This window comes from Aestuariirhabdus haliotis, from assembly GCF_023509475.1.
Lineage (GTDB): Bacteria > Pseudomonadota > Gammaproteobacteria > Pseudomonadales > Aestuariirhabdaceae > Aestuariirhabdus > Aestuariirhabdus haliotis.
Genome location: NZ_JAKSDZ010000007.1, coordinates 18,090 through 41,349, shown reverse-complemented (window position 1 = coordinate 41,349; position 23,260 = coordinate 18,090). Strand labels below are relative to the sequence as shown.

31 protein-coding genes are annotated in these 23,260 nt (G+C 51.7%); 12 read left to right on the top strand and 19 right to left on the bottom strand.

All coding sequences use genetic code 11. The annotated features are described in order from the left end of the window. Positions 1–4: 4 nt before the first annotated feature. Positions 5–643, bottom strand: coding sequence for a GTP cyclohydrolase I FolE (gene folE / locus MIB40_RS07290; RefSeq protein WP_249692500.1), 639 nt, complete (start codon positions 641–643; stop codon positions 5–7). 201 nt (positions 644–844) lie between these two features. Here folE and MIB40_RS07285 point away from each other — a divergent pair, with 201 nt between their 5' ends. From MIB40_RS07285 to MIB40_RS07275, 3 genes are all read left to right on the top strand, one after another. Beyond that, positions 845–1,297 carry a DUF3429 domain-containing protein gene (locus MIB40_RS07285; RefSeq protein WP_249692498.1) on the top strand — a complete coding sequence of 151 codons (453 nt, stop codon included), beginning with the start codon at positions 845–847 and terminating at the stop codon, positions 1,295–1,297. Positions 1,298–1,307: 10 nt separating this feature from the next. After that, complete coding sequence (locus MIB40_RS07280) at positions 1,308–1,712, top strand: thiol-disulfide oxidoreductase DCC family protein (protein WP_264758533.1); 405 nt, start codon at positions 1,308–1,310, stop codon at positions 1,710–1,712. Between the two features lie 91 nt (positions 1,713–1,803). Then, on the top strand, positions 1,804–2,334 hold the full coding sequence (locus MIB40_RS07275) for a glutathione peroxidase (protein ID WP_249692494.1): 531 nt from the start codon (positions 1,804–1,806) through the stop codon (positions 2,332–2,334). 38 nt (positions 2,335–2,372) lie between these two features. On the opposite strand, the gene MIB40_RS07270 is transcribed toward MIB40_RS07275, so the two are convergent. Together MIB40_RS07270 and crp are read right to left on the bottom strand one after the other, a co-directional pair. Continuing rightward, the gene (locus tag MIB40_RS07270; protein ID WP_249692492.1) at positions 2,373–2,579 is read right to left on the bottom strand and encodes a hypothetical protein; all 207 of its coding nucleotides are present in this window, start codon (positions 2,577–2,579) and stop codon (positions 2,373–2,375) included. Positions 2,580–2,851: 272 nt separating this feature from the next. Further along, positions 2,852–3,490 carry a cAMP-activated global transcriptional regulator CRP gene (crp, locus tag MIB40_RS07265; RefSeq protein WP_319941636.1) on the bottom strand — a complete coding sequence of 213 codons (639 nt, stop codon included), beginning with the start codon at positions 3,488–3,490 and terminating at the stop codon, positions 2,852–2,854. A gap of 220 nt (positions 3,491–3,710) precedes the next feature. Here crp and MIB40_RS07260 point away from each other — a divergent pair, with 220 nt between their 5' ends. Further along, complete coding sequence (locus MIB40_RS07260) at positions 3,711–4,121, top strand: OsmC family protein (RefSeq protein WP_249692489.1); 411 nt, start codon at positions 3,711–3,713, stop codon at positions 4,119–4,121. Positions 4,122–4,179: 58 nt separating this feature from the next. Here MIB40_RS07260 and coq7 read toward each other — a convergent pair whose 3' ends face one another. After that, positions 4,180–4,827: a 2-polyprenyl-3-methyl-6-methoxy-1,4-benzoquinone monooxygenase gene (coq7, locus tag MIB40_RS07255; protein WP_319941635.1), complete on the bottom strand. Its 648-nt coding sequence runs from the start codon at positions 4,825–4,827 to the stop codon at positions 4,180–4,182. Between the two features lie 82 nt (positions 4,828–4,909). On the opposite strand from coq7, the gene MIB40_RS07250 reads away from it, so the two are divergent. Next, positions 4,910–6,391, top strand: a complete 1,482-nt coding sequence (locus tag MIB40_RS07250; RefSeq protein ID WP_249692485.1) for an AAA family ATPase — start codon at positions 4,910–4,912, stop codon at positions 6,389–6,391. Positions 6,392–6,403: 12 nt separating this feature from the next. Here MIB40_RS07250 and MIB40_RS07245 read toward each other — a convergent pair whose 3' ends face one another. Genes MIB40_RS07245 through MIB40_RS07235 form a run of 3 tightly spaced genes read right to left on the bottom strand, consistent with a single transcriptional unit; the run spans position 6,404 to position 7,567 of the window. After that, positions 6,404–6,595 (bottom strand): hypothetical protein, encoded by a 192-nt coding sequence (locus tag MIB40_RS07245; protein WP_249692482.1) that lies wholly within the window; start codon positions 6,593–6,595, stop codon positions 6,404–6,406. 2 nt (positions 6,596–6,597) lie between these two features. Continuing rightward, positions 6,598–7,164 (bottom strand): elongation factor P-like protein EfpL, encoded by a 567-nt coding sequence (efpL, locus tag MIB40_RS07240; RefSeq protein WP_249692474.1) that lies wholly within the window; start codon positions 7,162–7,164, stop codon positions 6,598–6,600. A gap of 4 nt (positions 7,165–7,168) precedes the next feature. Continuing rightward, entirely contained in the window at positions 7,169–7,567 is a 399-nt protein-coding gene (locus MIB40_RS07235; RefSeq protein ID WP_249692473.1) for a DUF3301 domain-containing protein, read from the bottom strand. Positions 7,568–7,667: 100 nt separating this feature from the next. Here MIB40_RS07235 and MIB40_RS07230 point away from each other — a divergent pair, with 100 nt between their 5' ends. The 3 genes from MIB40_RS07230 to MIB40_RS19725 all read left to right on the top strand — a co-directional run bounded on the left by MIB40_RS07230 (position 7,668) and on the right by MIB40_RS19725 (position 9,908). Beyond that, on the top strand, positions 7,668–8,408 hold the full coding sequence (locus tag MIB40_RS07230) for a glutathione S-transferase family protein (RefSeq protein ID WP_249692472.1): 741 nt from the start codon (positions 7,668–7,670) through the stop codon (positions 8,406–8,408). After that, positions 8,347–8,676, top strand: a complete 330-nt coding sequence (locus MIB40_RS07225; RefSeq protein ID WP_319941634.1) for a GIY-YIG nuclease family protein — start codon at positions 8,347–8,349, stop codon at positions 8,674–8,676. Before MIB40_RS07230 ends, MIB40_RS07225 begins: the two co-directional genes overlap by 62 nt. Positions 8,677–8,972: 296 nt before the next feature. Continuing rightward, positions 8,973–9,908 carry a M15 family metallopeptidase gene (locus MIB40_RS19725; RefSeq protein WP_249692471.1) on the top strand — a complete coding sequence of 312 codons (936 nt, stop codon included), beginning with the start codon at positions 8,973–8,975 and terminating at the stop codon, positions 9,906–9,908. A gap of 65 nt (positions 9,909–9,973) precedes the next feature. On the opposite strand, the gene MIB40_RS07215 is transcribed toward MIB40_RS19725, so the two are convergent. The 11 genes from MIB40_RS07215 to napF form a co-directional block, all read right to left on the bottom strand. Next, positions 9,974–10,819: a polyphosphate kinase 2 family protein gene (locus MIB40_RS07215; protein ID WP_249692470.1), complete on the bottom strand. Its 846-nt coding sequence runs from the start codon at positions 10,817–10,819 to the stop codon at positions 9,974–9,976. 1 nt (position 10,820) lies between these two features. After that, positions 10,821–11,819 carry a nucleoid-associated protein YejK gene (yejK, locus tag MIB40_RS07210; protein ID WP_249692469.1) on the bottom strand — a complete coding sequence of 333 codons (999 nt, stop codon included), beginning with the start codon at positions 11,817–11,819 and terminating at the stop codon, positions 10,821–10,823. A 124-nt stretch (positions 11,820–11,943) separates the two neighbouring features. Beyond that, entirely contained in the window at positions 11,944–12,738 is a 795-nt protein-coding gene (locus MIB40_RS07205) for a substrate-binding periplasmic protein (RefSeq protein ID WP_249692468.1), read from the bottom strand. Positions 12,739–12,858: 120 nt separating this feature from the next. After that, positions 12,859–12,993 carry a TIGR02808 family protein gene (locus MIB40_RS07200; protein ID WP_249692467.1) on the bottom strand — a complete coding sequence of 45 codons (135 nt, stop codon included), beginning with the start codon at positions 12,991–12,993 and terminating at the stop codon, positions 12,859–12,861. A 10-nt stretch (positions 12,994–13,003) separates the two neighbouring features. Continuing rightward, positions 13,004–13,597 carry a cytochrome c3 family protein gene (locus MIB40_RS07195; protein WP_249692466.1) on the bottom strand — a complete coding sequence of 198 codons (594 nt, stop codon included), beginning with the start codon at positions 13,595–13,597 and terminating at the stop codon, positions 13,004–13,006. Between the two features lie 44 nt (positions 13,598–13,641). Continuing rightward, positions 13,642–14,097: a nitrate reductase cytochrome c-type subunit gene (locus MIB40_RS07190; RefSeq protein WP_249692464.1), complete on the bottom strand. Its 456-nt coding sequence runs from the start codon at positions 14,095–14,097 to the stop codon at positions 13,642–13,644. Continuing rightward, positions 14,094–14,960 carry a quinol dehydrogenase ferredoxin subunit NapH gene (napH, locus tag MIB40_RS07185; protein ID WP_249692462.1) on the bottom strand — a complete coding sequence of 289 codons (867 nt, stop codon included), beginning with the start codon at positions 14,958–14,960 and terminating at the stop codon, positions 14,094–14,096. The genes MIB40_RS07190 and napH overlap by 4 nt, the downstream gene beginning before the upstream one ends. Continuing rightward, positions 14,957–15,724 (bottom strand): ferredoxin-type protein NapG, encoded by a 768-nt coding sequence (gene napG / locus MIB40_RS07180; protein ID WP_249692458.1) that lies wholly within the window; start codon positions 15,722–15,724, stop codon positions 14,957–14,959. The genes napH and napG overlap by 4 nt, the downstream gene beginning before the upstream one ends. Positions 15,725–15,760: 36 nt before the next feature. Continuing rightward, positions 15,761–18,286, bottom strand: a complete 2,526-nt coding sequence (gene napA / locus MIB40_RS07175) for a nitrate reductase catalytic subunit NapA (RefSeq protein ID WP_249692457.1) — start codon at positions 18,284–18,286, stop codon at positions 15,761–15,763. Then, positions 18,283–18,624, bottom strand: coding sequence for a chaperone NapD (locus MIB40_RS07170; RefSeq protein ID WP_249692456.1), 342 nt, complete (start codon positions 18,622–18,624; stop codon positions 18,283–18,285). The genes napA and MIB40_RS07170 overlap by 4 nt, the downstream gene beginning before the upstream one ends. Then, the gene (gene napF / locus MIB40_RS07165) at positions 18,611–19,135 is read right to left on the bottom strand and encodes a ferredoxin-type protein NapF (protein ID WP_249692455.1); all 525 of its coding nucleotides are present in this window, start codon (positions 19,133–19,135) and stop codon (positions 18,611–18,613) included. Before napF ends, MIB40_RS07170 begins: the two co-directional genes overlap by 14 nt. Before the next feature lie 347 nt (positions 19,136–19,482). Here napF and MIB40_RS07160 point away from each other — a divergent pair, with 347 nt between their 5' ends. From MIB40_RS07160 to MIB40_RS07145, 4 genes are all read left to right on the top strand, one after another. Next, positions 19,483–19,968 (top strand): hypothetical protein, encoded by a 486-nt coding sequence (locus tag MIB40_RS07160; protein WP_249692453.1) that lies wholly within the window; start codon positions 19,483–19,485, stop codon positions 19,966–19,968. A gap of 431 nt (positions 19,969–20,399) precedes the next feature. Next, on the top strand, positions 20,400–20,849 hold the full coding sequence (locus MIB40_RS07155; protein ID WP_249692451.1) for a GNAT family N-acetyltransferase: 450 nt from the start codon (positions 20,400–20,402) through the stop codon (positions 20,847–20,849). An 86-nt stretch (positions 20,850–20,935) separates the two neighbouring features. Next, positions 20,936–22,030, top strand: coding sequence for a serine hydrolase domain-containing protein (locus MIB40_RS07150; protein WP_249692448.1), 1,095 nt, complete (start codon positions 20,936–20,938; stop codon positions 22,028–22,030). Then, positions 22,027–22,347 (top strand): hypothetical protein, encoded by a 321-nt coding sequence (locus tag MIB40_RS07145; RefSeq protein WP_249692447.1) that lies wholly within the window; start codon positions 22,027–22,029, stop codon positions 22,345–22,347. Before MIB40_RS07150 ends, MIB40_RS07145 begins: the two co-directional genes overlap by 4 nt. A 101-nt stretch (positions 22,348–22,448) precedes the next feature. Here the strand turns inward: MIB40_RS07145 and MIB40_RS07140 are convergent, their stop codons facing one another. Continuing rightward, the gene (locus MIB40_RS07140) at positions 22,449–23,219 is read right to left on the bottom strand and encodes an enoyl-CoA hydratase (protein ID WP_249692445.1); all 771 of its coding nucleotides are present in this window, start codon (positions 23,217–23,219) and stop codon (positions 22,449–22,451) included. Positions 23,220–23,260: the final 41 nt, after the last annotated feature.

The window sequence follows — 23,260 nt, the reverse complement described above, 5'->3', positions numbered from 1 at the left end:
CTCGTTATTGAAAGAATTCTGATCGTGTTTGAGGATTGCTTTTGAAAACACCACCTAGAGCTGTGGTTTCGGTAAATGAGCTGGTGTCCATTATTCCTCGCGCTTTCACACAATAATGGGTTGCTGCAATAGAAATGGCAACGTTTTCGGTTTCCAGCAATGTTTGTAACGCGACAAGAATCTGTTGCGTCAGTCTTTCCTGTACCTGGGGGCGTTGAGCAAAGAAACGAACAATCCGGTTGATTTTGGATAGGCCGATTATCTTGTTGTCAGGAAGGTAGGCGACTCTGGCGGTGCCATCGATGGTAATGAAATGGTGTTCGCAGGTGCTCACCATTCGTATTTCGTTGACCTTAACCATTTCATCGACCCCCATTTTGTTATCAATAACAGCAATGGAAGGGAATCTTTCGTAATCGAGACCAGAAAAAATTTCATCGACGTACATTCGAGCGATACGATGAGGGGTCTCTTGCAGGCTGTCATCCTTCAGGTCCAGCCCCAACGTACCCATCACCTCGGTCATCAAACCCTTGATGCGCACGTACTTTTGTTCGTTATTAAGCCCTGTATCCAAGAGAGGGGTTTCAAGACGTTTCTCAACCAACATTTCTCTTACGCGCTTTGCTTCCGAAGAAATCATGATGCGGCTCCTGTATCAATGGCAAGTTTGAAGTCGTTTCAGGCAGTTACGCTCAGAGACGGCGTTCGGATCTTTTGCTTTGTTGTTTTTTGATGATTTATAACGGTAAGCGACAATTAATGGAACAGATGATGTTGATCCGGTTTGTGGATGAGTGCGTAAACCAATACATCTAAGGTTGTACGGTGACGGGTTAAGGCTATGAGGCTGATCGGAGTGCTGGGTTATGCGGGTTTACTCCCTTTCGTGTTCTTTGTCGTATCGGCTTTCTTCAAGACTGCCTGGTTGTATCTGAATCCGTTTTTTGCATTTGTATCCTATTCAGCTGTCATTCTCGGCTTTCTTGGTGGTGTCATCTGGGGGCGTCAGCTGGGAACCTCTGATACCGCTTCGTCGGCACCTGCCCTGATATTCAGTAATCTGTTTGCGTTGGTTGCCTGCCTGGCTTTGTTGATATCGTCTTTCGGATTGTCACTAATCGGATTGTCACTAATCGTATTGTCGTTGGCTTATGTGGCGTTGCTGATAGCAGAGCGAGACCTGCTTTTTGAGCAAAGGCAGGATTATCCGGCATCGTATCCGACTATGCGTTATTGGCTGACTGGCGCGGTGGTAGGGCTGCATCTTGTAATGCTTTGGCTGTATTACAACTAGGAGAGGTTTAATGCACGAACTTACTATATTTTTCGACAGTCGGTGTCCACTTTGTGTGATAGAAATGAAGGCTCTGAAACGTCATGACCGACAAAAAAAGATCCTCCTGGTTGATATTAATGGGGAAGGTTTTATGGAGTCCCATCCTCAAATTGATGTGAAGCGAGCGAGTGAAATGCTGCATGGTTTACGATCCAACGGGCACTTGTTGCTTGGGCTTGATGTCAGTGTGCATGCCTGGAATCTGGTCGGAAAAAAGCGCTGGTTGCGATGGCTAAGGCGCTGGCCTTTGCGTACCCCCATGGATGTGGCCTATCGGGTATTTGCACGGTACCGATATACCTTTTCGCTATGGTTAACCGGGACCTCTACCTGTGAACGCTGTGTTGTGGCTCCTGATTCTGATAAGACTTAAGCGCTTTCGGTCTGACCGAAAATAATTGTGATCCACATAAACCAGAGTCCCGTACCCATAGTAGATTGACCATTTTTACAGGAGGGTTGTAATGAAGATTGTAATCGCCTTAAGCGCGATCCTGGTGGCAAGTTCTGCGTCTGCCAATTGCCCGCAATGGATGGATCAGTCGTTACGGAAACTGCATTCGAGTGACACCCTTAATCTGTGCGTTATTGCCAGTGACAAGCCCTTGTTGATTGTGAACACCGCAAGTCACTGTGGCTTTACGCCTCAGTTCAAGGGGCTGGAGACGGTGCACCAACAGTACTCTGGTCAAGGGTTGGTGGTTCTGGGCTTTGCCAGTAATGATTTTCGCCAGGAAGCAAGTGAAGAAGCCAAGGCCGCGAAGGTCTGTTATGTAAACTACGGCGTCACTTTTACGATGATTGCTCCGACCTCGGTGCGCGGCGAAAACAGCAATCCGGTTTTCCGCGAGTTGGCGGCCCAAACGCAAGCGCCTGCCTGGAATTTTAACAAGTATCTGGTCGATCGGGAGGGCGTGGTAGTTCGACACTTCGGTAGTCAAACCCGGCCCGATGATCCTCGTTTTCGTCAGGCGGTGGAAAAGCTGTTGTTCTAGTTGCTTGGATGAGAGGGCAGGTAAGGGCTTAACGCTGCTTAGGCCTCAGGAGGGTTGGATGTAAGTTCTTCCTGAGTGGCTTGAAAGTCGTGTTTGAATTCATCGATCATTGAATTCTCAACGGCAAAGGTGGCTCTAGTCGCTCCAGTCTTCCATGTATCACCAGTGGCGGCTAATTCATCGTCCCACCCCAGCTCTACCATCACCTGAATAGCATGATCCAGCAGGGGGGAGGGACCTTTCATTTCAATTATTGTGGTGGGGCTGCGAGGCGCACTTGGGGTTATATGGATTTCCAGCATGGATGATGGGCCGAATTGACAGGTTTGGTATGGCCAATTACACGTGAATCGACCTGAAGCGTCAACATCGGAGTTCTGCATTCGTTAGCTCGAATGTGGCTGAGCAGAGACATCTGGGGGAAAGAGTGTTAAATGGGCAAGATAGTAAGCGGTTAGAGAACGCTTGAGAATGCATCCGACGCTTCAGCGAGAATATCGTCGGATGCAATACAAGGCTAGCGAGTGCCGAACACCACCATGGTTTTGCCTTTTACGGATACCAGACCTTGTTCTTCAAGGGTCTTGAGAACCCGCCCCACCATTTCCCGGGAACAACCGACAATCCGGCCGATCTCCTGGCGGGTGATTTTGATCTGCATGCCGTCAGGGTGGGTCATGGCATCGGGCTGTTTGCATAGATCGAGCAGTGTACGGGCCACTCGGCCTGTCACGTCGAGAAAGGCCAGGTCGCCGACTTTCCGGGTCGTGTTGCGAAGGCGGTTGGCCATCTGTGCGCCAATTTCATAGAGAATGTCCGGGAACTGAGATGACAATTCTCGGAACTTGGTATAGCTGATCTCTGCCACTTCACATTCGGTTTTGGCCCGTACCCAGGCGCTGCGAGAACCCTCTTCTTCAAGAAATAAACCCATTTCACCGAAGAAATCGCCTGCATTCAGGTAGGCAATGATGATTTCGCGGCCATCGTCATCCTCGATCAGGATAGTGACTGACCCCTTGACGATATAATAAAGGGAGTCACTGTTGTCACCAGCATAGATCAGAGTGCTTTTGGCACTGTGGCGGCGTCGGTGGCATAAGGAGACAAAGGTATCGAGACCTTTGATCTTTTGAGGGGGCGTAATCATTACCATCACGTTTCCTGCAATTGTCTTGTAGGTTTAGCTAATCCAGTCATTATGGCGTTATTGAGTGACGAGTACCAGTTTTCACAAAATCCGTAACCCTATCTTTTGACAGGCTTCGACTTTTTGCCGATCACCGGTGGTAAAACGCCAAGGCTGCCGCTGGGCACTGTGCTTGCTTGGTGATACTCTGCCCGCTTCAAAGAGTCTGTAGAGGGTGAGGCGAGCCATGCAAGTAGAAGTTAAGTGGTTAAAAGATCGTCAATTTGAAGGGGTTGCTGGCAGTGGTGCCCGGGTCTTGATGGATGGAGCCAAGGAAGGAAACGAGGCGGTTCGTCCGCTGGAAATGCTGTTGTTAGGTGTTGGCGGCTGCTCTTCCATCGATGTGGTGGGTATTCTGGAAAAAGCGCGCCAACAGGTTGATGATTGTCGCGTCGAGATCCGTGCTGAGCGGGCGGATGCGGTGCCGTCGGTGTTTACCAGCATTCACTTGCATTTTGTTGTCAGTGGTACCGCGTTAAAGGAATCGCAGGTTAAACGCGCGGTCGAATTGTCGGCAGAGAAGTATTGCTCGGCATCGATTATGCTCGGCGCAGCCGGAGTGGCCATTACTCACGATTATAAAATTGTAGAACTCTAGAATATGGCCTGTGACGGACTCGATTGAGCATTGAGTCCGTCGACAGAACGCTCTGCGCTTAAATGCGATAGGAGCTTGCGGTCATCGCTTTTGAAACCATCGTCATAACCGCTCGTACAGGTGCTGGAAACTCGGCACCACCTGCCTGCATTGCCATCTGCTCATGGCGCTCTTCGTCATCTTTCATCTGTTTTAGTATGGCGCGACTTTTCTGGTCGCTGACGGGAAGCTTTTCAAGGTGAGATTCCAGATGCGCGCAGACCTGGTTCTCGGTTGCGGCAACGAAGCCCAGGCTCCATTTATCACCCAGGGCTCCGGCCAGTGCGCCGATAGAGAAGGAAGCCGCATACCACACAGGGTTCAGCAAGCTGGTACGACTACCCAGCTGTTGCAAACGCTGCTCACACCACACCAGATGGTCAATCTCTTCGCGTGCGGCCTCATTCATGGCCTCCCGAACATCGGGTAGTCGGGCCGTCAGGGCCTGTCCCTGGTAGAGCGCCTGAGCGCAAACTTCTCCAGCATGGTTGACTCGCATCAGGCCCGCTACGTGACGCTTCTCATCCTTATCCAGTGTGCTTTCCTGGTGGCTCTCTGCCGGGGAAGGACGTTCCGCAGTATTGGCCGAATGGCTGAGGGTTCGCAGTACCTGATCGGCACCAATCAGTAACTGGTCAAGGGCGCTGTAGTGTCGTTTGCTGCTCATGTTCATTCACCTCGTGATATGGGCCTATGTTACCCTTATCGGCTTCAGGAAACATCCGCCTAAGCGGTTTACAGGAGGTAATGTGAAGGCAGAAGTCCGCGATCTTGAAGTGATGCTTGAAACCGGGGTATCCCTGTTGGTTATCGAGAGCCCGGATGAATCGAGGGTGCTCCAGTTGATGACTCGGTTGGCGATGGCGCGTTCAACATCGTTGTTTTGTTGGTCGGCAGCGGATGGCCTGCGGTCACTGGGATTTGGCGAGCGCCTGGATAGCCAGGAATACACAGAGCCGGAAGCATTGCTGCGGCATATACGGGCTTATACCGGCGGCGGGCTGTTTGTTCTGTGTGATTTTCATCCTTACCTCAAGGATGAGCCTTTGCATATTCGCTTGTTAAAAGAGATAGCGATGAGTGAGGCGGCCCAACGAAGCAGGGTCGTGTTGCTGAGTCATGCACTTAGCTTGCCCGAAGAGTTACGCCATTACGGCGCCCACTTCGAATTGGCGATGCCGTCCCAGTCCCAGTTGATGGGGATTATTCGTGAGGAAGCCCAGCAGTGGTCGAGCCGTAATCAGGAGCAGCGAGTCAAGACCGACAGTCGCAGCCTGAACCAGCTGGTGGACCATTTGCGAGGATTGACCTGGAGCGAGGCACGAAAGCTGGCACGGACGGCAATTGTCGATGACGGTGCGATTGATGCCAGCGATGTAGAAGAGCTCAAGCGCAGTAAGTTTGCCCTGATTAACCGTGACGATGTGCTGAGCTACGAATTTGATACGGCGAAGTTTGCCGATGTGGGCGGACTGGAAGCCTTTAAAGGTTGGTTGTCGCAGCGTCGTAGCGCTTTCCTGGAACCTCAGGACGGCGCGGATATACCTAAAGGGGTTATGTTGCTGGGCGTGCAGGGCAGTGGTAAAAGCCTGGCGGCCAAGGCCGTGGCGGGAGTCTGGAATTTGCCGTTGTTGCGGCTTGATTTTGGTGTCTTGTACAACAAGTATTTTGGTGAGACCGAACGTAATTTACGTCGCGCCTTGCAGCTGGCCGAGTCGATGGCTCCCGCGGTGTTATGGGTCGATGAGATCGAGAAAAGCATCGCCTCCGGTGATAACGACCAGGGCACATCTCGTCGCATTCTGGGGACTCTGTTGACCTGGATGGCTGAGCGGAATAATCGAGTGTTTCTGGTTGCCACCTCTAACGATATTTCCCGTTTGCCGCCGGAGTTAATTCGTAAGGGGCGCCTGGATGAGATCTTCTTTGTAGACCTGCCCGATACGGCGATTCGCGAGCAAATACTGTCGATTCACCTGCACAAGCGTGATCAGGATCCTGCAGTCTTTGACCTGGCCAGGTTGGCTGAACTCAGTGAGGGGTTTTCCGGAGCCGAGCTGGAGCAGTTAGTGGTCTCGGCGCTGTATCGTGCCGAAAATGATGGGGGCGAATTACAACAGATTCAATTGGAGCAAGCCCTGGGCAGTACCCAGGCGCTATCTGTAGTGATGGATGAGGATATTGCGGCGTTACGTTATTGGGCTAAGGATCGTACGGTTCCTGCGCATTAGCCTGGTTAGGCCTTAGACTGCATCTGTCGGCATCAGCAATTCGTGGCCTACCACCTGGTCCATCAGGTGGTAGGGTACCCGGTAGCATTCGCCTTGATATTTCACGATCGCGTAGTCGTAGCACATTTTGATCACCGTGCAGTTGTGCACCTGTTGGCCATCGGTGATCCGAACAATATTGTAGCTATGCAGGGAGATGGCCATGCTTAAACTCGACTCATAAATTTCCCGGTGGTGGTGTTCACCTTAACCTGCTCGCCGGTGGCCAGATACTCGGGCACCTGGATCTCCAGACCGCTGCTGAGTGTGGCAGGTTTGGTTCGACCTGCGGCAGTTGCGCCCTTAATAGCCGGTGCGGTATCGGTAATCTCCATGGTGATAGAGCCGGGTAATTCGATGGCGGCCAGTTGTCCCTCGATCAGTAAGAGCATGATCTCTTCCAGACCGTCAGTGAGGTAATCCACCTGTTCATCCAGCTGCTCGGCTGACAGCATATGCTGACTGTAGTCTTCGCTGTCCATAAAGGTGAAGAGATCATCTTCGCGATATAAAAATGAGGCTCGGCGCCTAAGCAGATCGACCTCCTTAAGCAGGTTGTCGCCGCTGTAACTACCCTCTACCTTTTGCCCTGTGCGGACATTGCTAAACCTGACCTTATAAAGCGTCTGGGCGCCCCTGGATGAGGGAGATTTGACGTCAATCAGTTTGACCTGACAAGGTTGTCCGTTGACGTCGACGACTTGTCCTTTCTTGAGGTCACAAGCTTTTGGCATGGGGTCAGGAATCCTGATTAGGTGCTTTAAAGGGAATGATATCGGCGCTTTGCCCGTTGGCGGGTGGCGTAGGCTGTGGTTGGTCGGAGTGCCTGGAATGAGGTTCGTTACTTTGCAACCAGACATTTCCTGCTCGGTTGCCAATGACTTCAACACTCCCCTGATAACGGTCATCGCCGTCGGTACAGTACTCGAAGCCATATCGACGGGCAAGGGTGAGTTGCCCGGAAGTTGAGCGAGTGAATCGGTGTCGGGTCACCTGTACAGTTTGGTCCAGTAGTTGGACCCGGGCCCGTTTACAGTAGATGCGGGCCGCATGAAGCGCGCATTCTCGGGCTTTAAGGCCGCTGTACCAGAGCAGTACCAGGCCGCAGACGGCAATCAGCATGATTATTTCATTCATGAGGCTCTCGAATATTAAGGCGCTTGTGAATTGACAGCTGGCGCACTATAGAAGATTGTAATAGATCTGAATGCAAAAAAAATCGGCAAAGGGGACCCCTATGATCAAACTGTTCAGCTTTGGCCCGGCCTTCGGTTTACCCAGCCCCAGCCCGTTTTGTATGAAGTTGGAAATATGGATGAAAATGGCGGGTATTCCTTACCGTATTAAGGAAAAAAAGGATCCTACCCGTGGGCCCAAGGGCAAATTACCCTTTATCAAGCACGGTGGTGTGGTGCTCTCTGACTCGGACATTATCATGGATTACCTCAGCCAGTGTTTTGAGGTTGAGATGGACCGTGGCTTAACCCCCGATCAGCGGGCACTGGGCTACGCCATCAGTAAAATGCTGGAAGATCATCTCTATTGGGCCATGTTGTATAGCCGGTGGGTTGACCCTCAGAACTGGAAGGCCATGCGTCATCACTTTATGGGGCATATGCCTTTGCCTGTACGTCGTATTATGGCGGGGATTGTGAGATTGAAGGTCAAACGAGATCTGCATTCACAGGGCATGGGGCGGCATAATGCTCAAGATGTTTACTGGGCTGCCAAGCGTGATTTGCGGGCAGTATCAACGCTGTTGGGTGATAATTTATTTCTATTCGGTGATGAACCTTGCAGTTACGATGCCATCGTCTACGCCTTCGTCTCGAACGTAATTATCTGCGAGCTCGAGTCGCCGCTAAAAGAGTTTGGTCGATCACACGACAATTTGCTGGCCTATTGCCAGCGCATGCATGCTCGTTATTATTCTGATAATGCCCCTAAGGAAAGCAGTGTCCCGGTCAAAGCCGCCTGAAACATCAGATCCATCCGCCTGGTATCTGTATGTGATCCTCTGTTCGGATCAGAGTTTGTACACGGGGATTACGACGAACATAGAACGGCGTTTTGCGCAGCACGCGAGTGGCAAAGGAGCACGTTTTTTCCGGGGACGGGAGCCTCTGCGAGTGGTTTATCAGGAGCCGCACCCTGATCGCAGTACGGCCAGTCGGCGGGAGTACGAAGTCAAGCAGTTGTCTCGCAGGCAAAAGTTGGCCCTTGTGGGTAATTTGGAACCTTGTTAAAGATTAAGTGCGGGCTGCAAGATGCACTGGGGATGCGTCTATTTGCTTTTTTAATGGCCCTTATTTTGTGATGGATAATTGTCGTTAAGCCTTGCTGTTGCTGGTTCTTACGGGTTTGTGTCATTTCGTTGACTGCTTTCACTCTTTCTTTGTAAAAAATATAGAGTTCTGTCGCCCTTTGGTTGTCAGTGGTGGGAATTAGGTCGTATAGTTAGTAGAGCTGGGCCTTCCCGGTAAATTTTAGCAACGATATTCAAGACGAGCGGCGAAGTTTAAAGGCTTCTCAAGGTTAAGTAGTGAAAAGACGTGAATTTTTAGAAGGTGTGCTTGCTGGTACTGCGGTGACCGCTTCCAGTGCGTACCTTTGGGGTAAGCTCAATCATCGGTCCATTTCTACGCCGGTTGCCGCCGTGCCTGCGAGCCCCGCAACCGTGGTCGAGCCGGTGCCGGTTGTTGTCGCTCCCGAACCGGTTAAGCCGGTCGTGGTTCATCAAGAACCGCAGGAAATTGCTGAAGATCGCGCCTATCTTTCTAAAATTCAAAATTTCGACGATGAGCATATTGGCGATATTCACCTGTCTCCCGAACGTGCCCAGTTATTGAAAGATACCCTTGCAAGCCTGGATGATGCTCAGCGCCTTATTGGCCACGGTCACTTCAATGTGGTTGGCTTTGATCAGATGATCAAAATGGTGAATCGCTACTCCAAACAAGGCGACTTCCCCAAGCAGCAGCTTGATCTTATCGAGGAGCTATTCGAGTTTAATGCCCAGAATTATGGCTTTTACGGAGAAAAAATCGTTACTCGTTTGACATCAACTATTCCGGGTCGTGATATCGAGAAAATTCCCTACACGGGCCATTATCTCTACAAAGGGGATTCCAAGCGGCTATACCAAACTTTGCGACGGGATGTTGGGGAGACTATCGTCCTGACATCAGGCATTCGTGGCATGGTTAAACAAACCCACTTGTTTATGGCCAAGGCCTTGCAAGCGGAAGGCAATTTGTCCAGGGCTTCTCGCTCGCTGGCACCTCCTGGTCATTCTTATCATGCGATTGGTGATTTTGACGTGGGCAAAATAGGTTACGGCAAGCGTAATTTTACTCGAGATTTTGCCCAAACGGATGAATATAAGCGCTTGCAGGACCTGGGATATGTGGATATTCGCTACACATCCGATAACCGTTTCGGGGTTCGTTATGAGCCTTGGCACGTAAAGGTTGTATAAATCCAGTCCCCGCTTGCAACAACAATGATGACTCTTGCTGCTCCTGGTTCGTGTGAATTTGAGGGTTAGTTGTCTATTGCCTGATAGAGGGCTTCAAGGTCTTCCAGGCTGTAGGGCGGGGTAGTTTGAGGACGTTGTGGATTCATCTGTTGCAGGGTCTTGCAGATGATATGGCCAATTAACCAGTCCCTGAACCACTGTTTGTTGGAAGGGATGATGTACCAGGGCGATTTGGGTTTGTGGGTCAGGCTGATCACTTTCTGATACGCCGAAATGGTGTCGTGCCAATAACGATGGGTATCCAGATCAGATTTATGCAGCTTCCAGTGGTCTTGGGGGGTTTGCAATCGTTTGGTCAGTCGGCGGCGATATTCGGTGCGGCTGATATGCAGATAGAGTTTCACCACGCGAATATTGCTATCCAGCATCAGGGATTCAAAATGGTTAAGGTGTTGAGCACGATTCATCAGCGCTGAGATATCAACGTTACCTCGGGCATAGTCGTTGATCAGAGGCTCGTAATAACTGCGATTAAAGACTCCGATGGCGCCTTTAGCCGGGGTTGCCTTATGGTATCGATGTAAATCATCGAAACGGCGCTCCTTTTTTCCGGCGGTATTAAAGCTGTGGATGTCTATACCCTGAGGGTTTACTCCGGCGAACAGTGTTCGAATATTGTTATCTTTACCCGCCGTGTCCATTGCCTGGTAGATCAAAAGCAGGCCTTGTTGGCCTTCGGCGTGCAGATGTTCCTGCCAATTAATAATGTCCTGATTAAAAGCGATGGTCTCTTCGGTAGCGATGGTGCGATCGGCGTTGAAGGTGTATCCCGGGTCAAATGCCTGAAGTTCCAGTTCTCCCTGGCTAGGAGGCGTGAAATAGGCGAGATCGATCATCGAGTTTCGTTTCATATTAACCAGACCGCTTCTGAAGTTGCTTTTTGAGATTATCAGGGATGTTAGTGATTGTCAGGGTTTGTTGCTCGGAATCGTACCGAACGGTGTCTCCAAGGTGATGAGCGTTAAATGAGAGGCTAAGCCCCTTGGCTCGACCGCTGTAACGAACCAGTTGTTGCAGCTGGCTTTTCTCGGGTTGTACTTCCTCTACTACATCGTAGTCACGAGTATTTACAAAACGTGCAAAGTGGTCAGGTTCCTCTTCGTCAAGGTAGCCGGAGAGTTCTTTGATAAAAACCGATTCACCATTTTTTGCCTGGTCATTGCAGTACTCAAAGGCTTTACGTTTAAGTTCCTCACCTTTGTCGCTCTCAAAGGCTTCTTCGTTGCAGTATTCTTCAAAGGTGCTCAGCAGCTGCTCGGTTTCCTTTTTACTGTCGCCAGTTTCGTTGCAGCCAATAAAGTCGCGGAAATAGTCCGATACCTTGCGGTTGTTACGAGGTTTGAGAAACGAGATGTAGCGAGTTGCAGTCGCATTATTTTGCCATTCGCCGATATTAATACGTGCAGCCATATGCAGGCGTGATAGATCCAGGTACTGGCTGCTGTTGATCTCCAGCTGCTCATCGACAGTCACCGCATCGGTATTGTTGAGCATCAATACCATTAAGTAGTCGGTGAGAGCCTGTTTATACTGAATGAATAGCAGGTAGCCGCCAGTAGCAAAGTTGGACTGATCTATCTGGGTTTTAAGCTGTTTCATCGCTTCGCGTGAAAATTCGACAAAATCAATTTCATTCGATAACGCCGATTTAAGCAGCTGGGAGAATTCGCTGTCATCGTTAAAGCAACCATAAGCCTTACCATTCTTGCTGTTGTAGCTTTGGGTGAGGTCGGCCAGAAGCCCTTCCAGTTCAGGGGTGACTGGCAGGCAGCTGGTGCGAGGAATTAAGATCGATTCGTCGCCATCGGTGCGTTTGTCGAGGCGATGTACAATACAGTGCTCAATAGCCATGGTGATCTTGCTCTTAGATGATTAAAGGGGGGTAGAAAAGTCTGGGTGGCGGGCGTTATTGTAATCGAGCCGAGGCGGTGCCGAAAGCGGGTAACAGGGCGCTGCTGATTGATATTAGTGCCGGTTAAAGGTGCAAGCCCATCCATTGATAGAGGGCATCGTTAGCCAGGCGATCGATCTCAGCGCCCTTGTGCATGTTCTGTAATTCGGCTGTGATTCTATCCAGAGGAAGTCGGCAGTCAATGTGTTTTGAGACCCCCAGATAGAAATCCTGGCTGGATATCTCTACCGGGGCTTTTCGAAGGGTGCCTTCGTAGTTGTAGAGGGATACCAACAGGTCGGCTTGTATGAGCGGATAGATGGCATAATCGACACGCTTGGCTTTTAGCATTAGCAGCCCTTGCTGTGCTCGGTGTACGCGGCTGATAGGCAGGTTCTTTTCGGCGAATTTCTCAAAGCTGTTGCCCAGATCCAGCTCTCTCGGAACCACGCCTCTGAGTGATTTAAGGTCATCCCAGGACTGAGGTACATGATCAGAATCCTTCCTCACCAATACCAGATAATTCGTGGTATAGAGGGTGGGAGCAATAAGATTGACAGTACGCAGATCAACGACTTCATTGGTGGCGGTAAGGGTGATGTCGACGCGCCCCTCTTTGAGGGCTTTGGTCAGTCGCTGGGGGCTACCGGGCTCGACCGGAATGATTCGAATGTTTTCTTTCGCCAGGATCTTGCGTAAGGCCATCATGCCTGCGCCATGCAGCGTGTCGTTTGCATACCAGGACAAAGGAGGCAGGTTAGCATGACCCGATACCTTGACCTCCTGGCAGGCTTGTTGCGCATGGGCAGAAGTGCTGCTGACAAAACAGCTCAGCAGGCTAAAAATAGCAAGTCGAAAAACGACACAAAACTGAGGCAAGCGAAGTGCTCTCCGAGGCGGTTAACCCAGTCAGTTTATGTGAAGGTGAGGAGTTTAGGCAAGGCAGCGAACCCGATAAGTGAACTGGTTCGCTGACCTTGGTAGCCTGCTAAGAGTTATCTACTCGTTGCTGTTTCCGGTCAGATCCAGCAAAAAGCAGGTGAAAATAGCCACAACGACAAAACCGGCAATAAAAATTGTTGGCATAGCCGCGTAGCCTAGCAGGGTCCAGATTAATGATTCCATTGCACTCATAAGGGCTCTCCTAGTTCCAGCCTTCTACATCGCTCATGTCAGGCAGTTCGTGGGCGATACCTTTGTGACAATCGATACAGGTTTTATCACCTGATGCCAGCGCCGTATCATGTTGTTTAACGGCTCGGCGACCCTGTTCGCTAAAGTCCATATATTCAAAGTTGTGGCAGTTACGGCACTCCAGTGAATCGTTGTCCTTCAGGCGTTTCCATTCCCGCATGGCGAGGTGCTTACGCTCGGCAACAAACTTCTCTCGAGTGTCGATATAGCCGGTTAGCTTGCCCCAGACTTCCTTACTTGCAGCAATCTTGCGAATAATTTTGTCGGTCCACTTTTTCGGAACGTGACAGTCAGGGCAAGTAGCACGGACACCAGAGCGGTTGCTGTAGTGAATGGTTTCTTTGTACTCCTCGTACACGTTGTTTTTCATTTCGTGACAACCGATACAAAACTCTTCGGTATTAGTGACTTCCAGGCCGGTGTTAAAACCACCCCAGAAAATAATACCTGCCGTAAAACCGATCGCCAGAATGACGCCCATCGCGACCCGGGCAGGGGTCGTGAGCAGCCGCCAGTAGCGTTTTATGATGCTTTCTTTAGCCATTGTCTACTCCTTAAAGCCGATAATAACGGTATCTGATGCGTTGCTTAGTTAAGCGCATCTACCGATCTGAACTGATTGTCCAGCAATGGCTTGGCATCAGCCTGCGGAACGTGGCATTGGGAGCAGAAATAGCGACGTGGTGACACGTCAGAAAGCTGCTGACCATCGCGAGTTTCGAAATGGGTCAGGCTGATTTTGGTTGCCCCTGCTTTCTTATAGTTTGCCCAACTATGGCAGGAAAGGCACTTGTTACTGTTGATGTTTACTTTATAACCACGAACCTGATGGGGAATCAGGGGGGGTTGATGCAGGTAGTCTCGCTCAAAGGTATCCCTGTCTTTAGGGATGCGCTTGAGGTCATCGGCGGCTTTTTCGCTATCGAGCATCGTGCTGCGAAGCGAATTCAGACCGCCTGTGTCACCGATCTCCTCTGCATTAGCGTATTGCAGGGAAAACAGCAGGGTGAGTATACCGGTTATCACGGGGAAGATTTTTTTCATGATTGTGTCTCCGCCTTATTGGCAAATCGGGTAGAAAACTCAAAAACAGACTCGCCGCATACGTCGATGCAGCGACCACAGTTGGTACATTCAGGAGCAAGAATAACAGTGCTGGCGCCGGTACTTTGGCCTTTAAGCGCGGGTTTGATCACCTGGGGTTCCGGGCAGACGGCAAAGCAATCCATGCAGTTGTTGCATTCGTTGCGTTTGCTGGCATTCACTCGCAATGGGCTGACACGCCCGAGTAGCGTATAAAACGCGCCTAGAGGGCACAGGTGTCCGCACCATCCGCGACGTATCATCAACAGATCAAAGGCAAAGATTGCTGCGATCAGCAACCATCCCACCCCCATACCGTAGACAATACCTCGCATCAGCAACGACACCGGGTTGATCAATTCCCACAGCAACATGCCGGTCAGCAAGGGTAGGATCAGAGTCATACCCAGCATCCAGAAACGCAACGAACGGGACAGTTTGCCGGAGCGGTTAAGCCCCAGTTTGGTTCGTAGCCAGTTGGCGCTATCAGTAACTGGATTGACCGGGCAAGCCCACGAGCAGAACACGCGACCGCCGACCAGCAGATACATCCCGGTGACCACCAGGGCCCCCAAGCCCAGGCTCCACTCCAGTGTATGGCCTGCAAACAAGGTTTGCAGCCAAACCAGAGGATCGCTGAAGGGGATCGTATCAAGCAGCAGGCTGGCGCTCAGGTTGCCTTTCAGCACCCATACACCGGCCAGAGGGCCGAGCAGAAACAAACCGATCAGGCTCGCTTGTGCGAGCCGCCTCAGCAGAAGGAAGCGGTGGCTAGCCCACCATCCTTTCTTCTCGATGGCCGCCATACCGATCGGAGCGTTCATAACTTACCTCCGTCCAGAGGCATCCGGTCGGGTAGGTCAAGCGCTTCGGGGATCAGGGATCCGCCAGCTCTATCCTTCTCTTCCCAACCCCATCGGTAATGGCTACCCAATTCACCCTTGGCGAGCGAGTGGGGCACCACCTTGATGGCAGCCTCTTCCAAAACGCAAGCATGTTCGCACTTACCGCACCCCGTACAATGATCGGAATGAACGGTCGGTACAAAGCGCGCATGAGCCCCCGTGCGTTCATTACGCTGCATTTCGAGCGTAATAGCCTCGTTGATCAGAGGACACACCCGGTAGCAGACGTCACAACGCAGGCCCTGCATGTTGAGGCAGGTTTCGTTGTCGATCAGTACTGCAAGACCCATTCGGGAATCGTCGATCTCCTCGAGAGCAGGATCCAGCGCGCCACTGGGACAGACTTTGACGCAAGGAATGTCCTCACACATCTCGCAAGGGATATCGCGAGCATCGAAATAAGGCGTACCGGTTGCTACCGGATCCAGCATTCGACCCAACTTAAGCGTATCCCAGGGGCAGTCACGTACACAGAGGCCGCAACGCACGCAGGCGCCGAGAAAATCCCTCTCTGGAAGTGCTCCGGGTGGGCGCAGTGCCTGGGTGGCATGCACTTTAGCCGATTCTCCATAGAGGGATAGCCCCAGTCCTGCAAGCGTGACACCACAGGCCGCTCGCGCCGAATCAGCCATAAACTGACGGCGGCTTAATGAGTTGCGTTTGGTGTCTTGCTTGCTGCTCATGGGATATCTGCTCTGTTACTTGTTCCTGAAAATGGATTAGACCTTGACCACTTTAACGGCGCACTTTTTGTAATCCGTCTCTTTAGAAAGCGGATCGGTAGCGTCCAGCGTGACTTTGTTGGTCAGCTGTTTGGCGTCGAAAAATGGCATGAATACCAAGCCTTTGGGTGGTCGGTTACGGCCGCGGGTTTCCACTCGGCTACGTACCTCGCCACGGCGCGAGACCAGTTTCACTTCCTGTCCTCGGCGAACGCCGCGTGCCTGGGCATCCTCGGGGTGCATGTAGATCACGGCATCCGGGAAGGAGCGATAGAGTTCAGGAACCCGGCGAGTCATGGTGCCGGAGTGCCAGTGTTCCAGTACGCGACCGGTGGAGAGCCACAGGTCATATTCGTCGTCTGGAGACTCGGCAGGCGGCTCATAAGGCAGGGCGAAGATCCAGGCCTTGCCGTCGGGTTTGCCGTAGAACTTGAAGTCTTCCCCTTCTTTGACGTAGGGGTCATAGCCTTCACGGAAACGCCACAGGGTCTCCTTGCCATCCACTACAGGCCAGCGTAGGCCTCGAGACTGGTGGTATTGCTCGAAAGGTGCCAGATCGTGTGCATGACCTCGACCAAACTCGGCGTATTCTTCGAACAGGCCTTTCTGGGCATAGAAGCCAAAATCTTTTGACTCATGGTTACCCTTGTTGGGATTGAGCTCGTCGTTGGAGTACTTGTCCACCTGACCGTTCTTGTACAGCACATCAAATAGAGTCTTGCCGCGGTATTCGGGCATCTTGGCGAGTAGATCCTCACTCCAGACCTCTTCTGTGGTGAAGCGCTTGGAGAACTCCATCAGCTGCCAGAGGTCAGATTTGGCCTCACCAGGAGGGGCAATCTGTTCGTACCAGAACTGGGTCCGACGCTCGGCGTTACCGTACGCCCCTTCTTTCTCAACCCACATGGCGGTTGGCAGGACCAGATCCGCTGCCTGAGCCGTGACGGTCGGATAGGGGTCAGACACAACAATGAAGTTATCAGGATTACGATAACCGGGCAGGCCCTCTTCATTCATGTTGGGGGCAGTCTGCATGTTGTTGTTACACATCACCCAATAGGCGTTGAGCTTGCCATCTTTGAGCATGCGGTTTTGCAATACAGCGTGGTAACCCACTTTGCCAGGAATGGTGCCTTCGGGCAGTTTCCAGAGCTTCTCGGTAATATCACGGTGGGCCTTTTTCTTCACCACCATATCGGCAGGCAGACGGTGGGCGAAGGTGCCGACTTCCCGGGCGGTACCACAAGCGGAAGGCTGTCCAGTGAGAGAGAAAGGACCGCTACCGGGAGTGGAGATCTTGCCGGTCAACAGGTGCACGTTGTAGAGCATGTTGTTGGTCCAGACACCACGTGTATGCTGGTTAACACCCATGGTCCAGAGTGACATCAGCTTCACATCGGGGTCGGCATAAAGCTTGGCGAGTTCTTCCAGGTTCTTTTTGGGCACGCCGCTCATTTCATGCGCCTTGTCGAGTGTGTACTCGGAGACAAACTCGGCAAATTCGTCAAACGTGATCTCGGTAGAGCCACCTTTGTTGGGGTTGGCCGCGGCCTTTTGCAGAGGGTGCTCGGGACGCAGACCGTAACCGATATCGGTAACACCTTTGCGGAAATTGGTATGCTTCTTGACGAACTCCTGATTCACATTGCCGGATTGGATAATGTAATTACAGATGTAGTTCAGAATGACCATATCCGTTTGTGGCGTGAAAATCATCGGATTGTCCGCCAGCTCGAAGCTACGATGCTCGAAGGTAGAGAGCACAGCGACACGAACGTGCTCGGCGCTCAGCCGACGATCGGTAATACGTGACCAGAGGATGGGATGCATCTCGGCCATATTGGAGCCCCATAAAACAAAGGCGTCGGCTTTTTCCATATCATCGTAGCAACCCATTGGCTCATCGATGCCAAAGGTGCGCATAAAGCCACCTACCGCGGAAGCCATGCAGTGACGGGCGTTGGGGTCGATGTGATTAGAGCGAAAACCGGCCTTCATCAACTTGGAAGCCGCATAGCCTTCCCAGACAGTCCACTGTCCGGAACCGAACATGCCGACGGTGGAAGTCATCTTCTCAACGGGCACACCCTTGTTGGCTTCTTTATCCTTGGCCAGGGCGGTCTTCCACTTCTCGGCCATGATGTCAAAGGCTTGATCCCAGCTGATCGGGGTAAATTGTCCTTCTTTATCGAACTTGCCGTTCGACATTCGCAGCAGTGGCTGGGTCAGTCGGTCCTCGCCGTACATAATCTTGGACAGGAAGTAGCCCTTGATGCAGTTCAGGCCCTTGTTGACGGGGGCGTCAGGATCGCCTTGGGTGGCAACCACTCGGCCCTGCTTGGTTCCTACCAATACACTACAGCCGGTGCCGCAGAATCGGCAAGGCGCCTTATCCCACTGGATCTCTGATTCCTTGGAACTGGTAATCAGATTGGTAGCTGATGCAGGTAAACTGACGCCTGCAGCGGCTGCCGTGGCGACCACCGCCTGGCTTTTTATAAAGTCTCTTCGGGTTTGTTTCATGGTGTTGTCTCCACGTTATTATCCAAGTCCTGCTGGGCATCGATCTGGTTATAGACCAGCGAGGCACTGATGACTCCTGATTGGTTTTGTATGAGGGTGATGCGATCAATCATGGTTTGCTCGCCAGCCATTTCCTCGACAGTAACGACTAGCTTTCCCTGCTCGTTACTGGCGTGAACTTCTACACCGGTCATAGCGTTGAGTGCTGCGCTGACGGCGTCGACATTCAACGGACGACACATAACCACCAGCCCACTCACGTTGTAGCTTTCCCGGGGGTAATCCTGAGGTACCGGGTTGGATGGGATGGTGCCTAGGCGACTATCAGATTCCGGCATGAAGGCTGTCTCCTTGTGATGTTGTATTGGTGAGTTGAATTGCCCGAGTTGGGCATACATCAAAACATGCCCCACAACCCGTGCAGAGGTCGGCGGTTATGAGTGGCTTGGCCACCTCGCCGCTAACTGGTGTGAAACGAATGGCGCGGGTTTCGCATTGATCGGCGCAGCTGCGGCAAACTACCTGTTGATGGGTGAGGCATAGCGGGTTGATTTGTGCCTTAAGCTGCCAGGGTGGGGTGATGCTGGCAGATAGTGCCCCCGTTTTGCAGGCGCTAACACAATGTTGACAAAAGGTGCATTCGCCACGGGAAAAGTCCACTGTGGGAAATCCGCCATCGCCTTTGACAAGAATGCCGGTCTCGCAGTTTGGCAGGCAATCACCACAGCGTGAACAGAGATCAATGAACTGCGGCTCTGTTTGACTCCAGGGCGGACGCACAGGAAAACTCACCGCGCTACGCTTTCCTCGTAGCAACGAGCGTTTACTCTGGTCAACAGCTGTAGACATCTATACTTCGCTCATCAGGTTGGCTTTCGTTATCTTTCAAAAGCCTACTTATATTTATAGCAGACACTATATCAAGGTCTAATGTAATAACATGACAATTATCAAGGTTATTCGGCTCGTATTCACTGGGTTTTGTAGCCTTTATGTGGGCCATTTTCGTTTGTTTTGATCCAGGTCATATAGAGTGATCGGCTGGTCTGTTTTACCCCGCAACAAGTCACAGAACTGGGGAGATTTTTGGCTTTTACCGGTCAGTTATAATAGTCGCGCAGAGCATTGGGTAGTAGTTTTACTCTATTCATGCCAGCTACGCACGCAGTTGATGAGGAACCGTCAGGAAGACAAGCATGCAAGTACCGCTTTTTATTGATTATGAGGCCTCCAGTTTGCACGAAGGCAGCTACCCTATTGAGGTGGGTATTGTCCTGGCTGATGGTTCCCGGCGGGGTTGGCTGATTCGACCTGAACCTCACTGGATTGATTGGGATCCGGTGTCGGCAACCATCCACAATATTCCAAGATCATTGTTACAAGATGAAGGGGATTCGGTTCAAGATGTGGCGGCCGAGTTGAATCGACAGCTACCTCGTCAGACGCTCTACTGTGATGGTTTACCCTATGATGCTTATTGGCAGCAGCGTTTGTTTGATGCTGCAGGGTTTGCTGCCGCTTTTGAATTGCGTTCAGTTTCTACATTGCTTAACGAAGAGCAGCAACGGCAATGGAAGCACACCAAGGGCGAGATTGTCAGCCAGGAATCGGTTGTGCTACATCGTGCTGAAAATGATGCATGGTTACTGCAGGAGACCTGGCGCAGGTTGTGTATGGGTTAACGGTGAGTCCATTTATTCCCCTACGCCCATGTAGCGGCATTGACCACTGAGGAAGGTGGGAGGATAGGGACTGCCGGTTAGGTTAAGGTTCGTCAGCCGATTGAAACGAAGTGATTGTTTGTCTACTACGGCTATGACCAGGCCCTTGATTTGTTGAAATACTAAGTAATGCTCGCTTTCTGCTATTTTCATGTTGTCATAAAAGAGGAAGATATCATCGGTGCCATCAAGTTGGCAGCGTAGAGTCAAGGGAGGCTCTTTCTGAATCGAAGCACATCCTCCTAGTATAATAAGCAGGGCAAGACTTAGCCCGATAAGTAGTGATGTTCCCTGTTGGGGCAAGATACTTGTGTACACACTGATCCTCGGCATGGGTTCGGTTCCTTCCTTGCTTACAGTATAGTAAGACCTTCGATGTTAAGGAGTCTTGCATGCGGTCGCAAATTAACTGGGTACGCCGTGAATTTCATCAGCTGAGTACTGATGAACTTTACTCGTTGATGAGCTTTCGCCAGCGCCACTTGCTTCGCCAGAATTCGCTTCAGCAAGTGGATGCCGATGGCAGAGATCCTTTGGCCTGGCATCTGTTTGCACTCGCTGCAGATCAGGGGCTGATCGCCTATGGTCGAATCTGTTTACCTGATAGCCCAAGTGAAGCGTTGCTGATCGATCGACTGTTGTGCGAGCCAGGCCTGCCCTTGGAAGGGTCGCTGGTGGCCGAGGTGTTAGCCTTTACCGATGACTGTTTCGACCTGCCTGTGGAGTGTGAGGTAACCGATGAACAAATGACCTGGTGGCATCCGTATGGCTTTGACATTGTGGTTGATCGTCCTGCAAATCGGCACGGAATGATTCGAATGCAACGGACCTCGACGCCATAACTGAAGATCTAGCCCCCGGAATTGCTCGGAGAATTACCCTCATGATCTTACGAACGGTACTGAAGCTCGCTGGTGTGTGGCTAGGAATGGCATACCTCTCACCGCTGATGGCGAATACAACGTTCCCATCACCTGACTGGGAAAGTAATCTGGCCACTCCTGATGCGGCTATTAATAAACTGCTTGAATACAGTTTTCCTAACCCAAGAGCGCCGGATCGAAAAGGGGTGAGAAGCGATGGCTTGGTGATTATTCGAGGGGGCAAAGTTGTTCTGGAGCAGTACCAGGCGCCCTATGATGCCCAGAAACCTCACCTGACCTGGTCGGTTTCAAAAAGCTTTATCAATGCGCTTTATGGCGTGGCTGAACACCGGGGATTGCTAAAGCGGAGTGATTCGGTGTCAGACTACTACCCATTATTTAAGCAGGAAGGCTACGACGAGATTCGTATTGAGCATTTACTGCATTGGACGTCGGGGCTGGACTGGGCAGAGACCTATGAAGCCTCACCGCTGACATCCTCCGTGGTCGCTATGCTGTACACCCTGGGTCGTGATGATATGGCCGCCTGGACCGCTCGACATCCGATTAAAACGCGACCCGGGCAATGGCATAACTACTCCAGTGGTGATACCAATCTGCTGTCAGCCACTCTGAGAGGCGTTGTCGGTGAGTCCGATTACCCCGACTTCCCCTGGCAGGCCCTGTTTGAGCCTTTAGGAATGAGCAATGTTACCTGGGAGCAGGATGCCAGTGGCACTTACGTTGGCTCATCCTACCTGTATGCAACTCCACGGGATATGGCACGACTGGGTTATCTTTTCTTGCGCAAGGGGAATTGGAACGGTGAACAGTTGTTGAGTGAGGATTGGGTGCAATTTTCCAGTACGTTGGCGCCAGCCTATGGTAACGAACCAGTAATGGCTGAAGATGATAGTCACCCCGGCGCTCATTGGTGGGTAAACAGCGGGGTGGAGTCTCAGGGGCAGCCATTGGCCTGGCCCGATGCGCCAGCCGATACCTACACGGCCTGGGGGCACTGGGGGCAGTATATTTTTGTGATTCCTTCGCTGGATCTGGTTATTGCCCGGACGGGTGATGATCGTGACGGCAGCTTTAACCGGAACCTGTTTCTGTCACTGATTGTGGCTGCCTTCGGTGATAGGGAGGCCAGACAATGAAGCGGCGAATTCTAACTCTGGTGGTTTTGCTGGGTATTTTGGTGGCAGGTTTGTGGGCCCAGCCGCGTTGGCATTTTGTGGTCGCGTTTCCGGATATTATCTCTTCTTACTATGCCAAAGAGTTTTGCTCCTGTTATTTCGTGATGGGCAACGACGAAGCCTTTTGCCATGCCTATGCGGAGCAGTGGATTCCTATTAGTGATGTCGAGCTGAATACCCAGCAGCGCTGGGTGCAGGTCAGTGGCCTGGGGCGGACCCAAAGGGCCAGCTATTTTGGTCAGCGGCAAGGTTGTGGTCTGGAGCCCTACGGAAGATAGGGCCGCCTTGCTGTCGCTATTTAGTAACCTGTTAGGCGCGCGATACGCGCCTTGGGTACCATACCAGTAGCAACAGAATCTGGTATGGCGACTGATAAAACTTATTCGAAGCGGCTAAAATCGGCGGGACGTTTTTGCAAAAAGGCAGTGAACGCTTCCTTGGCTTCTTCGGAGGTCAGTCGTTCGCTGAAGGCTGCGCCTTCCCGCTGTATTACCTGCTGAACCTGTTCTTCCTGTGGCTGCTTCATCAATTCCTTGGTCAGGCGAATCGCAGCAGGCGCCATCGAGGCAATTTTGCGGGCGCTTTCGAGCGCGATCGTCAGGGACTGGTCCGGAGCCGTGACCTGGTTGACGAAACCCAGCTCTTTTGCCGTATCGGCGTCCATCTTTTTTCCGAGTAACAAGAGTTCAGCGGCTTTTCTCTGCCCTACAATCTGTGGCACCAATAGGCTCGAAGCCGCTTCTGGACAGAGAGCGAGGTTGGCAAACGGCATCTGCAACATGGCGTTGTCGTCGGCGTAGACAAGGTCGCAATGCAGTAGCATGGTTGTGCCAATCCCTACTGCGGAGCCATTAACCGCGGCAATCAATGGCTTGCGGGCGGTTGATATGGCGCGCAGAAACTTAAATACGGGGGCCTCATCACCTTGCGGTGGGTTTTGTATAAAATCCATAATATCGTTGCCAGCGCAAAAGCTGGTTTCACTGCCATGGATTAAGGTGACGCGAATCTTGGGGTTTTGTTCTGCCTCTTCTACCGCTTCGTACATGCGGCTGTACATATCGTGGGTTAAGGCGTTTTTACGTGCTTCGCGGTTGATGCGGATCTGCATGATCCCGTCATCGGCAGAGCATTCGATGGCTTCGCTCATGATACTACTCCCTTTTTGTTTTAGCGCAGGTTAGAGCGATA